Source organism: Flavobacterium sp. KY-23415 (genome assembly GCF_055384985.1).
The window spans coordinates 1-18,231 of the sequence record NZ_AP044001.1 but is presented as its reverse complement, the minus strand read 5'-3'; the positions used below and the strand labels follow the sequence as shown (position 1 = coordinate 18,231).

16 protein-coding genes are annotated in these 18,231 nt (G+C 29.1%); 6 read left to right on the top strand and 10 right to left on the bottom strand.

The features are described from left to right. Positions 1-12: 12 nt before the first annotated feature. The 3 genes from ACZ49Z_RS00080 to ACZ49Z_RS00070 all read right to left on the bottom strand — a co-directional run bounded on the left by ACZ49Z_RS00080 (position 13) and on the right by ACZ49Z_RS00070 (position 3,999). Entirely contained in the window at positions 13-1,275 is a 1,263-nt protein-coding gene (locus ACZ49Z_RS00080) for a radical SAM protein (protein WP_464306171.1), read from the bottom strand. Between the two features lie 54 nt (positions 1,276-1,329). Further along, positions 1,330-1,524, bottom strand: coding sequence for a hypothetical protein (locus ACZ49Z_RS00075; protein ID WP_464306170.1), 195 nt, complete (start codon positions 1,522-1,524; stop codon positions 1,330-1,332). 87 nt (positions 1,525-1,611) lie between these two features. Beyond that, positions 1,612-3,999, bottom strand: coding sequence for an outer membrane beta-barrel protein (locus ACZ49Z_RS00070; protein ID WP_464306169.1), 2,388 nt, complete (start codon positions 3,997-3,999; stop codon positions 1,612-1,614). A 420-nt stretch (positions 4,000-4,419) separates the two neighbouring features. Here ACZ49Z_RS00070 and ACZ49Z_RS00065 point away from each other — a divergent pair, with 420 nt between their 5' ends. Next, a complete protein-coding gene (locus ACZ49Z_RS00065; RefSeq protein ID WP_464306168.1) occupies positions 4,420-5,088 on the top strand; it encodes a Crp/Fnr family transcriptional regulator in 669 nt (222 codons plus the stop codon). Between the two features lie 314 nt (positions 5,089-5,402). Here ACZ49Z_RS00065 and ACZ49Z_RS00060 read toward each other — a convergent pair whose 3' ends face one another. Beyond that, positions 5,403-6,851 (bottom strand): glyceraldehyde-3-phosphate dehydrogenase, encoded by a 1,449-nt coding sequence (locus tag ACZ49Z_RS00060; RefSeq protein WP_464306167.1) that lies wholly within the window; start codon positions 6,849-6,851, stop codon positions 5,403-5,405. A 313-nt stretch (positions 6,852-7,164) separates the two neighbouring features. Here ACZ49Z_RS00060 and ACZ49Z_RS00055 point away from each other — a divergent pair, with 313 nt between their 5' ends. Beyond that, positions 7,165-7,803 (top strand): acyloxyacyl hydrolase, encoded by a 639-nt coding sequence (locus tag ACZ49Z_RS00055; protein ID WP_464306166.1) that lies wholly within the window; start codon positions 7,165-7,167, stop codon positions 7,801-7,803. A gap of 133 nt (positions 7,804-7,936) precedes the next feature. Here ACZ49Z_RS00055 and ACZ49Z_RS00050 read toward each other — a convergent pair whose 3' ends face one another. After that, positions 7,937-9,325, bottom strand: a complete 1,389-nt coding sequence (locus ACZ49Z_RS00050; protein WP_464306165.1) for a S1C family serine protease — start codon at positions 9,323-9,325, stop codon at positions 7,937-7,939. A gap of 253 nt (positions 9,326-9,578) precedes the next feature. On the opposite strand from ACZ49Z_RS00050, the gene dapF reads away from it, so the two are divergent. The 4 genes from dapF to ACZ49Z_RS00030 all read left to right on the top strand — a co-directional run bounded on the left by dapF (position 9,579) and on the right by ACZ49Z_RS00030 (position 13,159). Next, positions 9,579-10,361 (top strand): diaminopimelate epimerase, encoded by a 783-nt coding sequence (gene dapF / locus ACZ49Z_RS00045; protein ID WP_464306164.1) that lies wholly within the window; start codon positions 9,579-9,581, stop codon positions 10,359-10,361. Positions 10,362-10,540: 179 nt separating this feature from the next. Beyond that, positions 10,541-11,074, top strand: a complete 534-nt coding sequence (locus ACZ49Z_RS00040) for a GNAT family N-acetyltransferase (protein ID WP_464306163.1) — start codon at positions 10,541-10,543, stop codon at positions 11,072-11,074. A 4-nt stretch (positions 11,075-11,078) separates the two neighbouring features. Next, positions 11,079-12,122: an endolytic transglycosylase MltG gene (gene mltG / locus ACZ49Z_RS00035; RefSeq protein WP_464306162.1), complete on the top strand. Its 1,044-nt coding sequence runs from the start codon at positions 11,079-11,081 to the stop codon at positions 12,120-12,122. Between the two features lie 377 nt (positions 12,123-12,499). Beyond that, positions 12,500-13,159: a peptidoglycan-binding protein LysM gene (locus ACZ49Z_RS00030; RefSeq protein ID WP_464306161.1), complete on the top strand. Its 660-nt coding sequence runs from the start codon at positions 12,500-12,502 to the stop codon at positions 13,157-13,159. A 3-nt stretch (positions 13,160-13,162) separates the two neighbouring features. On the opposite strand, the gene ACZ49Z_RS00025 is transcribed toward ACZ49Z_RS00030, so the two are convergent. The 5 genes from ACZ49Z_RS00025 to dnaA all read right to left on the bottom strand — a co-directional run bounded on the left by ACZ49Z_RS00025 (position 13,163) and on the right by dnaA (position 18,231). Next, the gene (locus ACZ49Z_RS00025) at positions 13,163-13,894 is read right to left on the bottom strand and encodes an SAM-dependent methyltransferase (RefSeq protein ID WP_464306160.1); all 732 of its coding nucleotides are present in this window, start codon (positions 13,892-13,894) and stop codon (positions 13,163-13,165) included. Positions 13,895-14,077: 183 nt separating this feature from the next. Continuing rightward, complete coding sequence (locus tag ACZ49Z_RS00020) at positions 14,078-14,947, bottom strand: hypothetical protein (RefSeq protein WP_464306159.1); 870 nt, start codon at positions 14,945-14,947, stop codon at positions 14,078-14,080. A 410-nt stretch (positions 14,948-15,357) separates the two neighbouring features. Further along, entirely contained in the window at positions 15,358-16,089 is a 732-nt protein-coding gene (locus ACZ49Z_RS00015) for a glycosyltransferase family 2 protein (protein WP_464308086.1), read from the bottom strand. Positions 16,090-16,343: 254 nt separating this feature from the next. Next, positions 16,344-16,802, bottom strand: coding sequence for a low molecular weight protein-tyrosine-phosphatase (locus ACZ49Z_RS00010; RefSeq protein WP_464306158.1), 459 nt, complete (start codon positions 16,800-16,802; stop codon positions 16,344-16,346). A gap of 1 nt (position 16,803) precedes the next feature. Continuing rightward, positions 16,804-18,231: a chromosomal replication initiator protein DnaA gene (gene dnaA, locus ACZ49Z_RS00005; RefSeq protein WP_464306157.1), complete on the bottom strand. Its 1,428-nt coding sequence runs from the start codon at positions 18,229-18,231 to the stop codon at positions 16,804-16,806.

The following is an 18,231-nucleotide window of genomic DNA, read 5'->3' as shown; positions in this document are numbered from 1 at the left end:
TTTGTTAAATATTTAATTTTGTAGAGAATTAACTTTAGTGGATAATGCAAAACTTTCTAAAAACTCTGTGTAGTTTGGTTCTGGAATTGTGGGTAATGTTTCTTCAATAATTTTAACTGCATTTTCATAAGTTAATTTTTCAATGCCACTTTCTTTTCTATAATTTTCGGGTAATTCGTCTACTATTCTATTTTGTATGTGAGTTATTAACTTCAAAAGATCATCACAATAAATTGACGGATTATTAAAACCGTTTTTAGAACTATATCTATGAGCTAAGTAACCACCACCGCAAAGTTCTTTAACAGGACAAGCTAAACATTTTTTTGAAACAAAAGTGCCACTTTTATGATATAATAGTATCAAATCATTTTCAGCTAAATCTGTGATGCTACTTTCTTTAACATTATAGTTTCTTTTTGTAAAAGAGTCACCACAAATTTTTAATGAGTCTACAGGCTCCATATCTCCATTGGTTTCAAGAACTAATATGTTTTTATCTGCTGTTCCTACAAAATCTGCGGAAGTATTGCCTCCAAGTATATTTCCAATGAAATCATCAAAGAGTCTAAATTTAAAATTATTAGATCTATTATTAAACCATAAATCAAATAATTGAATATACCATTCTGACATTGAGTATTTTAAATCTGGAGTTATGAATCTTTCAAAGTTATCATAATTTAAATCCATGAATAGAATATCTACAAAAGATAGCTTCATATTAATAAAATGATTGAACATTTCTACAGGATTAGCATGTAGATTCATTACAGATAATGTACCTGTAGGTATTTTGTTTTTAGTCATAGTATTAATTCCTTTAACTACCCTGTCAAAAGTACCTTCATTGTTATGATCTACTCTGTAGTAATCATTAACCTCTTTCGGTCCATCTAAACTAATTCCAACACCAATATTTAATTCTTTAAAAATATTGCACCAGTCGTCATCAATCAAAATACCATTAGTTTGCATTGTGAATTGAACTGTTATACCGTTTTTTGTTAGTTTATCAAAAAAGCTTATAAATTTTTTTAATTTTTCTTTACCCAATAGCATTGGTTCGCCACCATGCAAACATATTGAATATTCTTTTATGTCTTTTGCTTTAGCTTGTTCTAATAATCTATCTACAAAATTTATTGTTGTTTCTTCAGATATGAATTTAGGTTGTTTTAAATAGGATAGATCATCATGATTGTACATGTAACAGTAGGTGCAATTTATATTACATCTACTTGCAATTTTTACTACTATGCTTTCTATTTTCATTTGTTTGTTTGTTTTAAACAAGCCCTTTTCAGGGCTTGTTGTTATTTAGAATTATTATTCGTTAACAATAATAATTCCTCTTGACCATACAAGTTTACCCCATTCTACTACTTTTGAATAAGCACTACCTCCAAGGTCCTCATTAGAGATTACACCTAAAGCAGCATTTTTTAAAGCTGGGTTTTCGAATTTAGAAACATTTGTTTTTAATGTTTCTAAATCATTACTTTTCATAAAGAATTTTTTCATGATTATAAAATTTGTGTGTTAAACATTAATCATAGTTTATAGAGATTAATTTTTTATTCGCTCTTTGCTTGCAAGCTTTTTTTAAAATTATTTTATTCGTTTTTTTTCATCTTCATTAGCGTCTTTTCGTTTGTTTATTTTTAAATCATTACCAAAATTATAGGTTAAAGAAAATTTTATTCTTCTTAAATCTCCATAATCTAAATTTGATTGTTGAATTCCATTTACATTTTGAGTAAATATTTGTTTGGTCGTTTTTAAAACATCAGAGGCATTTATTGCAAATTGTAATTTTTTATTCAGGAAGCTACTTCGAAAACCGATGTTTAATTGATAAAAGCTTGATAGTTTGTAGCTACCTGCTAAAGATGGAAATTGATATAAAAATCCAAGTTCTGCTTTGAAGAGTTTCTTTTTGTCTATGTTTATTGAATTATTAGTGTTTATACTGCACGACCAAGTTTCAATAGAAGGTACAATAGTTGCAATTTTGGAATTTGTTTTGGTGTAGTATATTGATATATCTGAGTTGTTTTCCCATATATCTTTGTAATTAAAACCATATCCTTCAAAAAAACCATAATTTACTTGATTATAAAAATTATTTGGTGTTATTCGTTGTGTTATGGAATTAGGTTCTACATAGGTAACTTGATCAAATCCATTTTCAATATTAGATGCATATAGCATTGTGTATGAGTTTTTATATATATATGATAATTCAATGTTGTGAGTTATGTATGGCTGTAAATATGGATTACCCTCTCCATAATTGAAAGATGTCGTGTAGAATCTAAACGGGTTTAAGTCATTATATGAAGGTCTGTTGATTCTTTTGTTGTAAGTTAAAGAAGCAATCTTGTAATCATTAATTGAATAATTTAAGAAAAATGTTGGAAACAACTTGAAATAATTATTTTTGCTTTTTTGATTCAATGTTTCAGAGAAACCTTCTGTTTGAGTGTTTTCTGCTCTTAAACCTATTTGGCATTGTATTTTTTCAGACAAATTCTTAGTTCCGCTAAAATAAAAAGCCTGTATGTTTTCATCATATTTAAAAATATTTGTTTGTAGTGGATCTAATATAGGGGTGCCTTCAGTGGTATTGAAAAAAGCTACATCACTGCGATTCTTAATGGAAGTGAATTTAGTCCCCATATTTAAACTTGCCCATTTTAAGGGTAAATCTAAATCAAGTTGTGTTGTGAAAATATCAATATTTAAGAGACTATTATTATTGGCCGAAAAATAATTGTTTGGTTTAATTTCTCCATTTGCGAAATAAGAATTACTATAAAATTCGTTATCGGTGTTATAATTATAATTTAGATAAGTTAAATCAAAATTCAACTTTGTTCCAATAGTGTCTAGTTTAATTATCGAGTATAAATTAGCAGTATTACTTTTTCTTAACATTTCAATTCTAGAATTATTTCTAATTATAGAATCTAATGTTTTGGATGTATTAAAAATTGAGGAGTTGTTTTGTGTTTTAATTAAAGGTTGACTATATCCATTTGATAAGTCTGTTCCTATCCTTATTCTTGGAGATATTTTATAGTCAATTGTTAAGTTGTTGGTTAAGTTATTGATAAAATTTCTTTTGTCATTTCTTTCTGACCAAAAATAATTTGGGTATTCTAGGGTGTATTCTTGATATGGTGAAGTGCTTCCATTTGCATAGCTAGATTTTGTACTAACAGTTAATTTGTTTTTTTGGTAATTTAAATTTAGTCCTCCTTTACCAAATGTTTTCTTTCCAACAGACAAATAGCTATTAATGTTACCGTTAAAACTGTTTTTCTTTATTGATTTTGTAACAATGTTAATTAGACCACTATTCCCTTGCGCGTCATACTTAGCAGGAGGTGTTGTAATTACCTCAATTTTTTTTAAGTCGTCAGATTTTAAATTCTTTAGATAGTTGATTAAATCATCTCCTGCAAGATTAATAAATTTGTCGTTGACCATTACATTCATATTGCTTCTGCCAATCATGGTTATGTTGTCGTTTATGACTCTAAGCCCAGGGGTTATTTTTAAAGCATCAATTGCATCTCCACCATTTGATAAAGTGCTGTTTTCAATATTAAAAACTAATCTGTCTATTTTTTTTTCAATTAGCTTTTTTTTATTGGTTATTACTACTTCATTTAACGACTTGATGACATCAACTTTAATTTTTCCTAGATTAATATCATTAATAGCATTGATTTCTTGATTGTAAAAAATATCACCAAGTTGTCTAATTTGTATTATATAGTCTCCTTTATTTATTGTCTCAAGATAAAAAGTTCCTTCAATATTCGATAAATCACTTTTTATTGATATACTATCTTTTGTTAGTAAAATTATTTCAGCATAAGAAACAGGATTATCATTGTAATCTATTATTTGTCCTGTAATTTTTATTTGTGAAATCATGTAATGTGAAATAGATAAAAAAAATAGTAATGTTAAGGCTTTGAATTTCATTTTTATTGTAATTATACTTAGGTTTTGTGGCTTTTTTTAAAAAAAATGTTTATAGTTGTTTCTTCTCTGTATCAAATTTATATGTTTATTTACTTAAAATGGATACATTTTTATTGCCTTTTTTGTTAAAGTTTTAGATTTTGTATATTAAATACCTGTTTTTTTTGTGATCTATTGGTCTGGTTTTCTCTTTCATGTAAACAAATCTCCATGTGTTAGTATAATGAATTATAGAAAAAAATGTTATAGTTGAATAGAGTTGTAAACAAATTGAATAATAGAAAACCTTTTTGCTGTGCTTATTGTAGTAGAAGAATTAGTAACTAAAAATAGTTAACAAAAAGATAAAAATGGATTAGAAAAACTAATCCATTTTTTTATTATCATAATATGATTAACTTTGAGTAAATAAAATTATAAATGAATTCAATCTGGTATTTTGAAGATGTTAATCTTTTCAACATTATGTGTCCGCATAAATTTAAAGCAGCAGGATACAATCACACCTTTAAAGAGTATTCAAAAAATGACTATATCTATTCTGAAGAAGATGCAGCCGATAAAATATATTTAATAAATACAGGGAAAATTAAGATTGGTTATGTTAATGAAGAAGGAGACGAAATCATATCTGCGATTTTATCCAAAGGTGAAATTTTTGGAGAAAAAGCGATATTAGGAGAAGAAAAAAGAAATGAATTTGCCTTAGTTTTAGAGAATAACACCTCCATTTGCCCTATAGCTAGCGAAGAAATGTTAGAACTAATTAGAGGTAATAGGGAACTGAGCTTAAAAATATATAAATTTATAGGCTTTAGGTTAAAACGATTAGAAAGAAGACTAAAATTATTACTTTTTAAAGACACAAAAACGCGTTTAAAAGAATATTTGAAAGAATTAGCCTTGGATTACGGCTATCAAAATACAGTTTCTGGAGATACTGTTATTCGCCATCCTTTTACCCAAAAAGAGATAGCAACACTAATTGGTACATCTCGACCAACATTAAATATATTAATCAATGAGTTGCAGGAGGAAGGCTATTTGAAATTTAATAGAAAAGAAATAATACTGATAAATAAATTGTAAGTATCCGAGGGTGAATGTCAGTTATGATATTGAAATTACTGTTGAAAAAGCGTTTTGTTTCAGTAAATTCAAGTAACTAATGATAGTAGTTGGATGTGTAAAAATAAAAAAAAATAGAAATGTTAGGTAACTAACATTTTTTTTTGAAAAAGGGTAGTAATTTTGAGTTGAGTATTTTTAATATGAGTTTTGGGACAAAACTGTTCTAATTTATTCAAGGTATTTTCTTTTGTGGAAAAAATATCAGGCTATTAACCAAAAAAAGCACACTCTAAAAAGAGCGTGCTTTTTACTTTTTATGATGTACTTACCTACTAATAGTAAGTAAAACGTCTCACTTTAGAAATATATTTTGCTAAACGAATAACTTGATGACTATAGCCATATTCGTTATCATACCAAACATACATCACAATGTTTTTCCCGTCAGCAGAAACAATTGTTGCATTACTATCATAGATAGAAGGAGCGGGAGTGCCAACAATGTCTGAAGAAACTAACTCGTTGTTTAAAGAATATTTAATTTGCTCAACAAGTTTTCCTTCTAAAGCATATTTCTTAATAATATTATTTAACTCCTCTACAGTTGTTGTTTTATCAACTTCCAAGTTTAATACTACCAAAGAACCATTAGGAACAGGAACACGAATTGCATTGGAAGTTAATTTCCCTGCTAAACTAGGCAATGCTTTTGCAACAGCACTTCCTGCACCAGTTTCTGTAATGACCATGTTTAAAGCAGCAGAACGACCTCTTCTGTATTTTTTGTGCATGTTATCAACTAAATTTTGGTCGTTAGTATAGGCATGGATCGTTTCAATATGTCCTTTTGTAACCCCAAGAGTGTCTTCAATTACATTTAAAATTGGAGTAATGGCATTAGTTGTGCAAGAAGCAGCAGAATAAATGTTCACTTCATCTGGATTAAATGCTGTATGATTTACACCATAAACAATATTTGGAACACCTTTTCCAGGAGCAGTCAATAATACTTTTTCAACTCCTTTAGAAGTTAAGTGACGTTGTAGTGCTTCTTCTGTAGTAAAAGCACCTGTATTATCAATTACTAAAGCATCTTCAATGCCATATTGAGTATAATCAATTTCTTCTGGACCATTTGCAGTAATTAAATGAACCGTTGTACCGTTTACAATTAATGCGCTGTTTTCAGGATCAGCTTGAACAGAACCTTCAAAATCTCCATGAACTGAATCATAACGTAATAAAGAAGCTCTTTTTTCAATAAGAACCGCATCATTTTTATCGCGAGTAACAATAGCTCTCAAACGTAGTTGTTGACCTTTACCTATTTTGCTCATCATTTCACGAGCTAATAAACGACCAATGCGTCCAAAACCATAAAGAACAACATCTTTAGGTTTAATTTCGTGATAGTCTTTTGCATTTTTTAACTTGTCAATTACAAAAGCTTTAGCATCGTTGTATTTGTCATCTTCTAAATGATATTCGTAAGTAAGTTTTCCAATATCAATTTTTGAGGGTGGCAAATCTAAACTATTAATTGCATCAGCAATCTCTACAGAATCAAATACATTGATTGGTTTTCCAACGAATTCGACAGCATATTCATGTAGGTTAATGATATCGCTTACGTTTCTATCGATTAATTGATTTCTAAATAAAACCATTTCAATAGATTTATCATACCATAAATCGCTAATAATTTTAATAAGTTCAACGCAAGCTTTTCTTCTATCTGCTTGAAAAGCAAGTTCTTTTTCGTATAAGTTATTGTTACTCATGAAGTAAAATATAAATTGTGTTGTTTTGAAAAATTTATGCAAAAGTACTCATTTCAATCGTTTTCCTAAAATATTTTTTTAACTGTATAAAATATTTAGAATTAGGTGTTAAATTAAGCTTGTTTCCTTTGTTTTCTATTTGGTTAAAAAAAGAAATAGGGATCTTTAAGGCTATATGTTTTTCTGTGATAAATTCAAATTGTATTTAATGAAACATGAACGTCTTAACTTGGTGTTAAAGTAAAAAACAATAATAATATTTTAGCATGAAGTAAATTAAAGTATTTTTGTTGCCCAAATTAATTTTGTACTAATGAAGGGTAGAATACTTTTTGTTTTTTTGTTATTTCATTTTTTTACAGTTTTTTCACAAGAAAATAAGCAGCAGAAAAAATGGTTACGTGTTGGAGTGGTTTATGGATTTTCATCACAAGAACGGTTTATAAGACAGGATAGTGATTATTTTTATGAAAGTAATATTTTTAAAATTTCTTGCCAACTTCAATTAAGAAAGAAAAACAGGCACACTTGGGAACTATTAATCGAACCTAGTTATTATCAGTCAAAGCATGAGTCTTTAAATTATTGGCATGAATTTTATACGTCTAGTGATATTGCAGATGAGCTTAGAGCGAGGTTTATGGTTTTAAAACCGATAAATGAATATGTGTTAAATTTGGGTTTAATTTACAGATATTATTTAAAAGAGGATTGGTCTTGTTATGCATTAGGAAATGTTGGGCCAATGTATATTGATACTGAAACAGAAAGATTAAAAAAAGGGTTTGCATTTAGTGATATTTTTGCATTGGGCACAAATTTAAAACTGAATAAAATTTCTTTAGATGGAAGAGTAATGATTAGGCATGTTTCTAATGCAAATATTCAAATGCCAAATTATGGCTTTAATGCTTTTGGTTTTGAGTTTGGAGTGTTTTATGAGCTTGATTAATACGAAAAGTGAATTTTATAATGCAGTATCTTTACCTATTTAGAATTTTTAAGAAATAGTGTTGGAGAATTGTTTTTTGTAATACATATAATTAAGGCTATCCAATAGGTAGCCTTAATTATTTTAAACTCTTTTACATGATAATATCTTGTATTTGTCTATTCTTAAACAAGATTTTATATCTTGCCTTTTTAGTTTTTTTCTTGTTTAAATAAGAACTAACTTTTTCAGCATCTGTAGCTTTAACATTGTCAACACTTAAAATGATACTCCCTTCTAAATCCTCTTTGTATTCAAGATAATTTTCATTGGTCACATTTTTAATCTTAATTCCATAATCTAGGTTAAGTTTTTTCATTTCGGTTGGAGAAAGATCTTCAAACTCAACACCATTAAACTCAATCACTAATAATTCTTTTTTAATTAATTTAACAGGAAACGTTTTTTCTTCATTATCTCGTATAACTTTAACTTTGACAATTTCATCAGGACGTTTGGTGTTGATATAGGAAGTAAGATCAGAAAAACTTTTAATTTTTTTGTCATCTATTCCTATGATAACATCTCCTTCTTTAATGCCCGCTTTTTCTGCTCCAGATTTTTTAGTAACTTTTCCAATATATACTCCTTCAGAAGCATCTATTCCATATTCTTTTGAAGTCATTGGGTTCAAATCGCCACCTTCAATACCCAAAATACCTCTTTGCACATTGCCAAATTGCATTAAATCTTCAATTATTTTTCTAGTAATGTTGGATGGAACTGCAAAAGAATAGCCTGTATAGCTTCCTGTTGGAGAAGAAATCATGGTGTTAATTCCGATTAACTCTCCACGGGTGTTAACTAAAGCACCACCACTGTTTCCAGGGTTAACAGCCGCATCGGTTTGAATAAAAGATTGTAGCCCTTCATTGCTTAAATCTCTTGCTTTTGCCGAAATAATTCCAGCAGTTACAGTAGAGGTTAAATTGTACGGATTTCCGACTGCCAAAGCCCATTCACCAACTTTTACATTTTCTGAATCTCCAAATGTAATGAACGGTAGTTTCTCATCGCTTTCAATTTTAATTAAAGCAATATCCATTTTTGAGTCAGTACCAATAAGTTTTGCTTTGTAAGTTTTATTGTTATTTAAGGTAACTTCTAATTCACTTGCTTTGTCAATCACATGATTATTGGTAACAATGTATCCGTCTTCGGATATAATAACACCAGATCCAGTTCCTACTTGCATTTGTTGTTGTGTTCCACCACTTCGACCACCACCAAAGAAAAACTCAAATGGGTCCCTGTAAACACGTTGCATTGTCATGTTTTTAACATGCACAACACTATGAATCGTGTTTTCTGCTGCAGTTGTAAAATCTATATTTTCAGCAGCTAGACTCACATTTCTTGTGTAGTTGGGTGCTACGGCAATTGTTGATGCTTCGTTTTTGGGTTCAATAAAAAATTTATATGCACCTAAAGTTACGGCACCGCTTAGTAATGATACTAAAAATAAACTTCCTAAATTTTTCATAAACATAATACTAATTTGTTATTCTTATAGTGTAAAGTTAATTACAAAAATCATACAAAAAATCAGTTTAACGCTCGCTTAACATTGTTTAACATCTTGTTAGCAATTCAAAAAAAACAAACCAAAGAAAATATAAACCTTAATATAAATGAGTATTTTATATAAAAATGTGATATTAAAGGATGCTGTTTCAATATATTTTTAAATCCTCCAATCTTTGTTTTATCTTTGTTCTAATCTTTTAGAATTAAACATGAATCTTACATTTTATAAATATCAAGGAACAGGAAACGATTTTGTAATGATCGATAATCGTGAAAATACTTTTAACAAAAATAATACCAAATTAGTTGCTTTTTTGTGTGACAGAAAATTTGGCATTGGTGCAGATGGGCTTATTTTATTAGAAAATCATGAGAAATATGATTTTAAAATGGTTTATTATAATGCAGATGGCAATGAGAGTAGTATGTGTGGTAATGGCGGTAGGTGTTTGGTAGCTTTCGCAAAGCAACTTGGAGTAATTACGAATAAAGCTGCATTTGAAGCCATAGATGGTTATCATTTTGCAACTATAGATGAGGAAGGAATGGTGTCATTACAAATGAAAAATGTGACCGAAGTTGAGTTGCATAATGATTATGCTTTTTTAGATACAGGATCACCACATCATGTACAGCTTGTTGAAAATTTAAAACAGTATGATGTTAAAAAGGAAGGAGCAAAACTTCGTTATTCTGATTTGTATGGTGTAGCAGGAAGTAATATTAACTTCGTAGATCAAATTGACAGTGACAAATTTGCAGTAAGAACCTATGAAAGAGGAGTAGAAGATGAAACTTTATCTTGCGGAACTGGTGCGGCTGCAGTTGCAATAGCAATGTATAAAACAGGCAAAACATCTTCTAGCATTGTAAAATTAAATGTAGAAGGAGGAAATTTAGAAGTACGTTTTAAAGAGGTAAACGGACAGTTTTTAGATGTGTTTTTAAAAGGACCGGCAACATTTGTTTTTGAAGGGAAAATTGAGAAGTAGTATATAATTGTTGAATAAACATTATAATTCTTTTACGATTAAAGGCGATACAAAAAAAAACAATAAATAGAAAAACTAGTCTATTAGCTTATAGACCAGGTAATTTTGTTTTCTTTCATCTATTCTCTTTTGTTAGTCTAATATAAAGTAAGATAAAACAATTAAATAAAGAAAAATAATTGATAACTTTAAAAGGAAATAGTATCTATTTAAGAGCGTTAGAGCCAGAAGATTTGGAGTTTGTTTATGCAGTTGAAAATGACGAAACAATTTGGGAAGTGAGCAATACACAAACTCCTTATAGTCGATTTTTAATTAGGCAATATCTGGAAAATGCACATCAAGATATATATGAAGCCAAGCAATTGCGATTAGCTATTTGTTTAAATGTAACAGAAGAGACTATTGGTTTAATCGATTTATTCGATTTTGACCCTAAAAATAATAGGGCAGGAATCGGGATTTTAATAAAAGATCGAAAAGACAGAACAAAGGGGATTGGTTCAGAAGCATTAGAGTTGTTGTTGAATTATGCATTTCAGCAATTGCAATTACATCAATTATATGCAAATATAGGGAGTGAAAATAAAATTAGTTTGCAACTTTTTTCTAAATTTGGCTTCAAAGAAATTGGAGTAAAAAAAGAATGGAACAAAGTGAATGGAATTTATAGAGATGAGCTTATGTTTCAATTAATTAATAATAAAAAATAATACATTGAGTCTGAAAAAAATCATTGCTTTTTTAGCAGTTGCAGGAATTGTGGTTGCTGGCGTTGTAGTTTATTATGTCTATAATAAAGCTTTTTTGACAAACACAAAATTTCAAGAAAAAGAAGTAGAGGTTTTTGTCCCTACAAATGCAACCTATGCAGATGTTAAGGAGATTTTATCGCCCTATTTAAAAAATATTGAAGATTTTAGTTTTGTCGCAGAAAAAAGAAAATATGCACAAAATGTTAGAGCAGGAAAATTTAGAATAAAGAAAGGGATGTCAAATTTCGATATTGTGAGAGCTATGCGAAGTAACATTCCTATAAGTGTTGCTTTTAATAATCAAGAAAGTATAAATAAATTAGTGCAACGTTTGGCATCTCAAATAGAACCAGATAGTATAGCATTAATACAAGCATTTACAAATCCTGATTTTTTATCTGAAAATAAGTTTACAGAGGAGGATATTTTGGCTATGTTTATTCCAAATACTTATGAGTTCTATTGGAATACATCAGCTTCAAAAGTGGCTAATAAAATGGCAAAAGAGTATACTAAATTTTGGAACGATGAGAGAAGGTTGAAAGCTTCTAATTTAAAGCTAACACCAGTTGAAGTATCTATTTTGGCTTCAATTGTGCATAAAGAAACTGTAAAAGTAAATGAAAGGCCTGCGGTAGCTGGAGTTTATTTGAATAGAATAGCTACAGGAATGCCGCTTCAAGCCGATCCAACTGTTATTTTTGCAATGAAGAAAAATTCAGGTGATTTTGATCAGGTTATTAAACGAGTATATAGTAAAGATACACAAGGTACAATTTCACCATACAATACATATATTAACTTAGGTTTGCCTCCTGGGCCAATTGCAATGCCGGATATTTCTGCAATAGACGCTGTTTTAAACGCAGAGAAGCATGATTATATCTATTTTTGTGCTAATCCTGAAAAACCAGGTTATCATGCTTTTGCATCAAACTACACACAACATCAAGAGAATGCGAGGAAGTATAGTGAATGGGTTAATAAATTAGGAATAAATAGATAATAAGCTAACTAGTAAGAATAAATTTAAATTTTTAAAATTGTGAGTTTAATCCTCATGGTTTTAAAACTTTTTTTATGTTGTAAATTTGTTATTTATAAGTTAAAATATGATTTTTTTTAATCAGTTTAATCTTGAAATTGATGTTTTTAATCTTTAAAATAGAAAAATGACACCTGTTTTTTTATAAATTTTACTTTTATATTTTTCTTGCTGAGCCTTACTATCTCTCTAGTTATAAGGGTGTTCTGAGGTTGAAAAGTATTTAAGAATTGGCTTTAAGTAAACTTTAACATGTTGCTATTCAGTATTATAAAAAAAAGTGTATCTTTGCCCTCGCAAATTTCAGTGAGGTGACAGCTCCTGAGAAATGGTAATTTATGGTAAGAAAAGGTTCGTATTTTTTAGGATTGACCATCCTAGTAGTATTGGTTTCATCAGGATTTAATTCAATTGAAACTAAAAAAGTAAGAGGATTTTATTTAGAGGAAAACGAAGTGGTTTCCTATCATGTTCCAAGTGAAGATGAAAATGAAATTGAAGACGAAACAGTAGTGATCGAAAATGCTGTTCCTTATGTAGGAAAAACTTTTGCAGGTTTTAAACAAGCACTTGCATTTAAAGAATCTCGAGGTATTTTGAATATGGTTAATTCCTATGGTTACATGGGGAAATACCAATTCGGAAAAACAGCTTTACGTTGTGTTGGAATAAATGATTTTCAAGAATTCCTAAGAAATGCTGATTGGCAAGACAAAGCTTTTAGAGCTTTACTGTCTATAAACAAGTGGGAATTGAGAAAAGAAATCAAAAAATACAATGGTAAAGTAATTAATGGGGTTAGAATTACCGAATCTGGTATTTTAGCGGCAGCACATTTAGGTGGAGCAGGTTCTGTTAAGAAATACTTGAGAAGTAATGGTAGAAACGGTTTTAAAGACGGTTTTGGAACTTCATTAAAAAGTTACTTTAAAAAGTTTGGAGGTTATGATGTTTCTCATGTACCAGCTAACAAAAATGCAAAAGTAAAACTAAACTAAAATTTACATTTTGTGAATAATGAAAATGCAAGGTCGCTTATGTAAGTCGACCTTGTTTTTTTTCCAGTCTTTTATAGTCATAGTTTTGATGAATTCTGTGGGTAGTGTAATGTCACAAGCAATACATAAAAAAGTAGTAGGCTGAAGAATTTGGAGTAAATCCTCAACTAATTTGTTGTTTCTATAAGGTGTTTCTATAAATAATTGTGACTGATTTTTTTCTTGCGATAATCGTTCAAAATGTTTCAATTCATTTTTCTTTTCGTAATTATCAATAGGTAAATAGCCATTGAAAGCGAAACTTTGACCGTTCATTCCACTTGCCATTAGTGCTAATAAAATAGAGCTTGGACCTACTAAAGGGACAACCTGAATGTTTTTTTCATGTGCTATTTTAACAATTACTGCTCCAGGATCGGCAATACCTGGACAACCTGATTCACTCAATAAGCCTACATTTTTACCTTCCAATAAAGGTTTAATGAAATCATAATGAGCAGCTACTTCTGTGTGTTTGTTAAGAAGTGAAATAATTAATTCGGATTGTTTCTTTTCAGGATGAATGCTTTTTATAAAACGACGAGCTGTTTTTTCATTTTCTACGATAAAATGGTCAATAAAATCAATACTTCTTTTTATAGTTTGTGGTAAAACATCTTCTGGGGCTACGGTTGTTTCTCCAGGGTTTGATAATGTACAAGGAATTAAATAAAGTTTACCAAAAGAAGTGTTCATTGATTTGTTGTTTTGTTTTTTTGCAAAAGTATAAAAAACACCATCATGTTAATGCTAAAAAAAATAAATTAAATGCGATTTTGATAATTTATTGGAGTTTTTTTGTAGAATGAAAGAGTTAGTGGTGTTTTTTGTTTAAGTATGAACAATGGTGAAAATTTTTTGAAAGGTAAATATTGTTTATTAGTGATATTTCTCTACAGTCTGTTTGCTGATTTGCCATATACAAAAGAATAAAACTATTCCTTGGAATGGCATCATGAATCTTGAGCAATTAATGGGACCAGTTAGGGCAATATAAGATATTAATAGAATAAGGATGTAATAATTCAAAAGAGGTAATTTGTTTTTTATGAAAAATTTAATAAAATACCACCATTTGAAAAAATTGAAAATAAAAATAGGGATTAATAAAAGATATATATATATATATGTGGTGTTTAATAAATAACTAAAAGATTTATTTCCGTTCAAAACCTCAAGAAGACCTTCGCTCCCATTTTCTTTTTTAAAAAAACTCATTATGTCAAATCTTCCAGGATCAAATAGCCCTCTTATGCTGTTTTTTAAATGATACCATGAATAGCTTAAAAGGTTGTCTTGAATTTCTTTTTTTCCAATGTTTCTTAAATAAATACTGGTTTCTTTGAATGATTTTTGTTTAGTCTTAGGGTTGTCGTATATCATTTCTTTCCATAAATCAGCTTTTTCTTTTCCGTTTTGGCTGGCTTTGAAATAATATAGATTATAGTTGATTAGATTTATATTTTCGATGGACGAAAAATGCCTAAAACCTGTCTTGTTTTCATTATAGTTTAAATAGAGTTGTAATGTTAGTATAGGTAAAAAAAACCAAATACTAAATGTTTTTTTTTGTATAAAAAAAAAGATAAAAAAAATAGAATTAATATAAACTAATGGGTAGAAAACAGGTTTTGTGAAGGCTAAGAGACACGTAATTAGTTGGATGTATAAAAAATTTTTTTGACTCCAATCTTTGAAGATTAAATATAAAATAAGGTGTAGCCAAAACATAACCAGCCACTCAGTCATTAGAAGTTGGGTATATATATAAATTGAAGGAGTAAGAATAAGAAAGAAAACAAAAAAATTATTGATTTTAATGTTGAGATTTTTAATGACTTTTAATAAAATGAAAAAACTTATTATTGAAATTAAGGTTTGAATAGAAATAATAACGAATGGGTTTTTGTGTACTAAAAAAGCTAAAAAAAGCGGATAGACGAAAGGTCTTTTAGTTAATAGTGTATGGTCAATATTTGGGTTGTTAAAATATTCAAAATTTCTTATAAGCGTGGCGGTTTCTAAATATTCATAAGAATCTGTTAGAAAAGGAGGGAGAGATAATATTCTGAAAAGGAAAAATAATATAAATAATGTTATAATATAAAATTTTGCTTGCTTTAAAGAAATCTTTTTGTTTGTAAAAGTAGTCCACATTCTTACTTGAATTTTAAAATTCCATATTTAAATATACACCAAATAGCACTAAATCCATCTTTCCAGTTTATTTTTTTTCCTTCTTCATAAGTTCTGCCATAATATGATATCCCAACTTCGTAAACGCGAATTTTTGGAATCCTTGATATTTTTATTGTTACTTCAGGCTCAAATCCAAATCTGTTTTCTTTTAATGCTATCGATTTTATTATTTTTGAATCGAATACTTTGTAACATGTTTCCATATCTGTAAGGTTAAAGTTTGAAAACATATTGCATAAAGAAGTTAGGAATTTGTTTCCAATTGTGTGCCAAAAGAATAGTATTCTGTGTGGTTTTCCCCCAATAAATCTTGATCCGTATACTACATCGGCATGATTGTCTATTATAGGTTTAAGTAGTAGGTTGTATTCATTCGGGTCATATTCTAAGTCAGCATCTTGGATTATTATATATTCTCCGTTGCATTTATCTATTCCTGTTCTTATAGCTGCCCCTTTGCCTTTATTTTTTTCATGATTTACTAAAACTATTTCTATGTGTGAATTTTTAGAGATGAAATTTTTAATATTTTCTTGGGTGTTGTCGGTGGATTTATCATTAACAATAATAATCTCTTTTTCTATATCTTCAAGTAGTGTAATTGAATCTATTTTGTATAGAATTTTTGATATTAATTTTTCTTCATTGTAAACAGGTATTACAATTGATAATTTTTTTAATTTTTTCACAATTTTAATTTAATAACTATTTTAATTTTGCTTTATACTACTAATATTTTTTGTTTAGTGATAAAATGTAAAAATATAATTTTTATTAGTTTATTTTAAAAGAAAATGTATAATAAAATATATTGTGTCGTTTTTATTCTTATGTTTACGGAAAGTAAAAAAAGAAGAGTTGGTTTATAATTTTGAATTATAAATGGGTTTAAGATTTGCGTATGATGCTTTTAGTTTGATTAAAAAAGAGTGAAAGATTTAGGAAGCTATCTACTTAACTTGTTTGCTATGATGTTGCAAGCTTGGTCTAACATGTTAAATACATTTTCAAAACCATCAGCACCACCATAATATGGATCTGGTACATCAATGTTCTCTTCAGGAAACAGTTCATTAAGAATAATTTTTACTTTAGATTTGGCTTTGTCATTTGGAGCTAAATTTAAAATATCTTTATAGTTTGAATTGTCCATTGCATAGATATAATCAAAAGTATCAAAATCTGTGACTTTGAATTGTCTTGCTCTTTGATTAGTAATGTCAATATTGTGCTTTTTTGCAATAGCAATAGATCGCTTGTCGGGCAATTCTCCAGCATGCCAACCGCCTGTTCCAGCAGAATCTATAATGAATTTATCTTTAGGGAGTTTGCTTTGTAATATTCCTTCAGCTAAAGGAGAGCGGCAAATGTTACCTAAACAAACCATTAAGATTTTTGTACTCATTTTATAATGATAATTTTTTAGTAATATCGTCAACAAATTTTCTAAATTGCTTGTCTGTTGTTACTAAATTATCAACAGTTTTGCAGGCATGTAGTACGGTAGCGTGATCCCTATCACCAATTTGATTGCCAATGTTTGCTAGAGATGATTTTGTGAATTTCTTTGCAAAAAACATAGCTAATTGTCTTGCTTGTACTACGTGTCTTTTTCTTGTTTTCGATTGTAATGTTTCAATGTCTAGTTGGAAATAATCAGAAACTACTTTTTGAATGTAGTCAATAGAAATTTCTCGTTTCACATTTTTAACAAATTTCTCTACAACTTGTTTTGCTAGCTCAATAGTAACTTCTCTTTTGTTAAAAGAAGATTGAGCAATTAATGAAATAATGGCTCCTTCAAGTTCGCGAACATTGGATTTTATATTTTTTGCAACATATTCAATAATCTCTTCGGGCATTTCAACACCGTCTCTATATAAAATATTTTTTAATATAGAAATACGTGTTTCGTAATCTGGTTGATGTAATTCGGCAGAAAGTCCCCATTTGAAACGAGATAATAAACGTTGCTCAATGTCTTGCATGTCAACAGGTGCTTTGTCCGATGTTAGAATTACTTGTTTTCCGTTTTGGTGTAAATGGTTGAATATGTGAAAGAAAACATCTTGTGTTCCTGTTTTGCCTGATAAAAATTGAACATCATCAATAATGAGAACATCAATTAATTGATAAAAGTGTATAAAGTCGTTTCTTGTGTTCTTTTTTACAGAGTCAATATATTGTTGTGTGAATATTTCGGCAGAAATATATAAAACTGTTTTTTCAGGAAATTTATCTTTAATTTCTACTCCAATGGCGTGTGCTAAATGTGTTTTTCCAAGACCAACACCTCCAAAAATTAATAAAGGATTGAAAGAAGTTCCACCTGGTTTGTTGGCAACAGCCAAACCGGCACTTCTAGCTAATCTATTAGAGTCTCCTTCAAGGAAATTGTCAAAACTATAGTTTGAATTTAATTGCGAATCTATATTGATGTTTCGAATTCCTGGAATAATAAAGGGGTTTTTAAGTTCTGGGTTCTTTTGTACAATAGGAACGTCAACTTCTTGTGTCTTTACGGGTTGCCTATTGTTACTAGGGATTTGCTCGGTAAATGGTAATTTATTACCGTAAGCATTTTCCATTTTGATCTTATAAAGTAATTTTGCACTTGGTCCAAGTTCTTTGGTTAAAGAAACTTTTAAAAGTTTAACATAATGCTCTTCTAGCCACTCATAAAAAAATTTACTAGGTACCTGAATAGAAAGTGCGTTTTCATTTAGGTCAACTGCCTGTATCGGTTCAAACCATGTTTTGTAGGCTTGTTCCTGAATGTTGTCTTTTATGAACAACAGACAATTTTTCCAGACCGATTGCGCAGTTTTATCCAT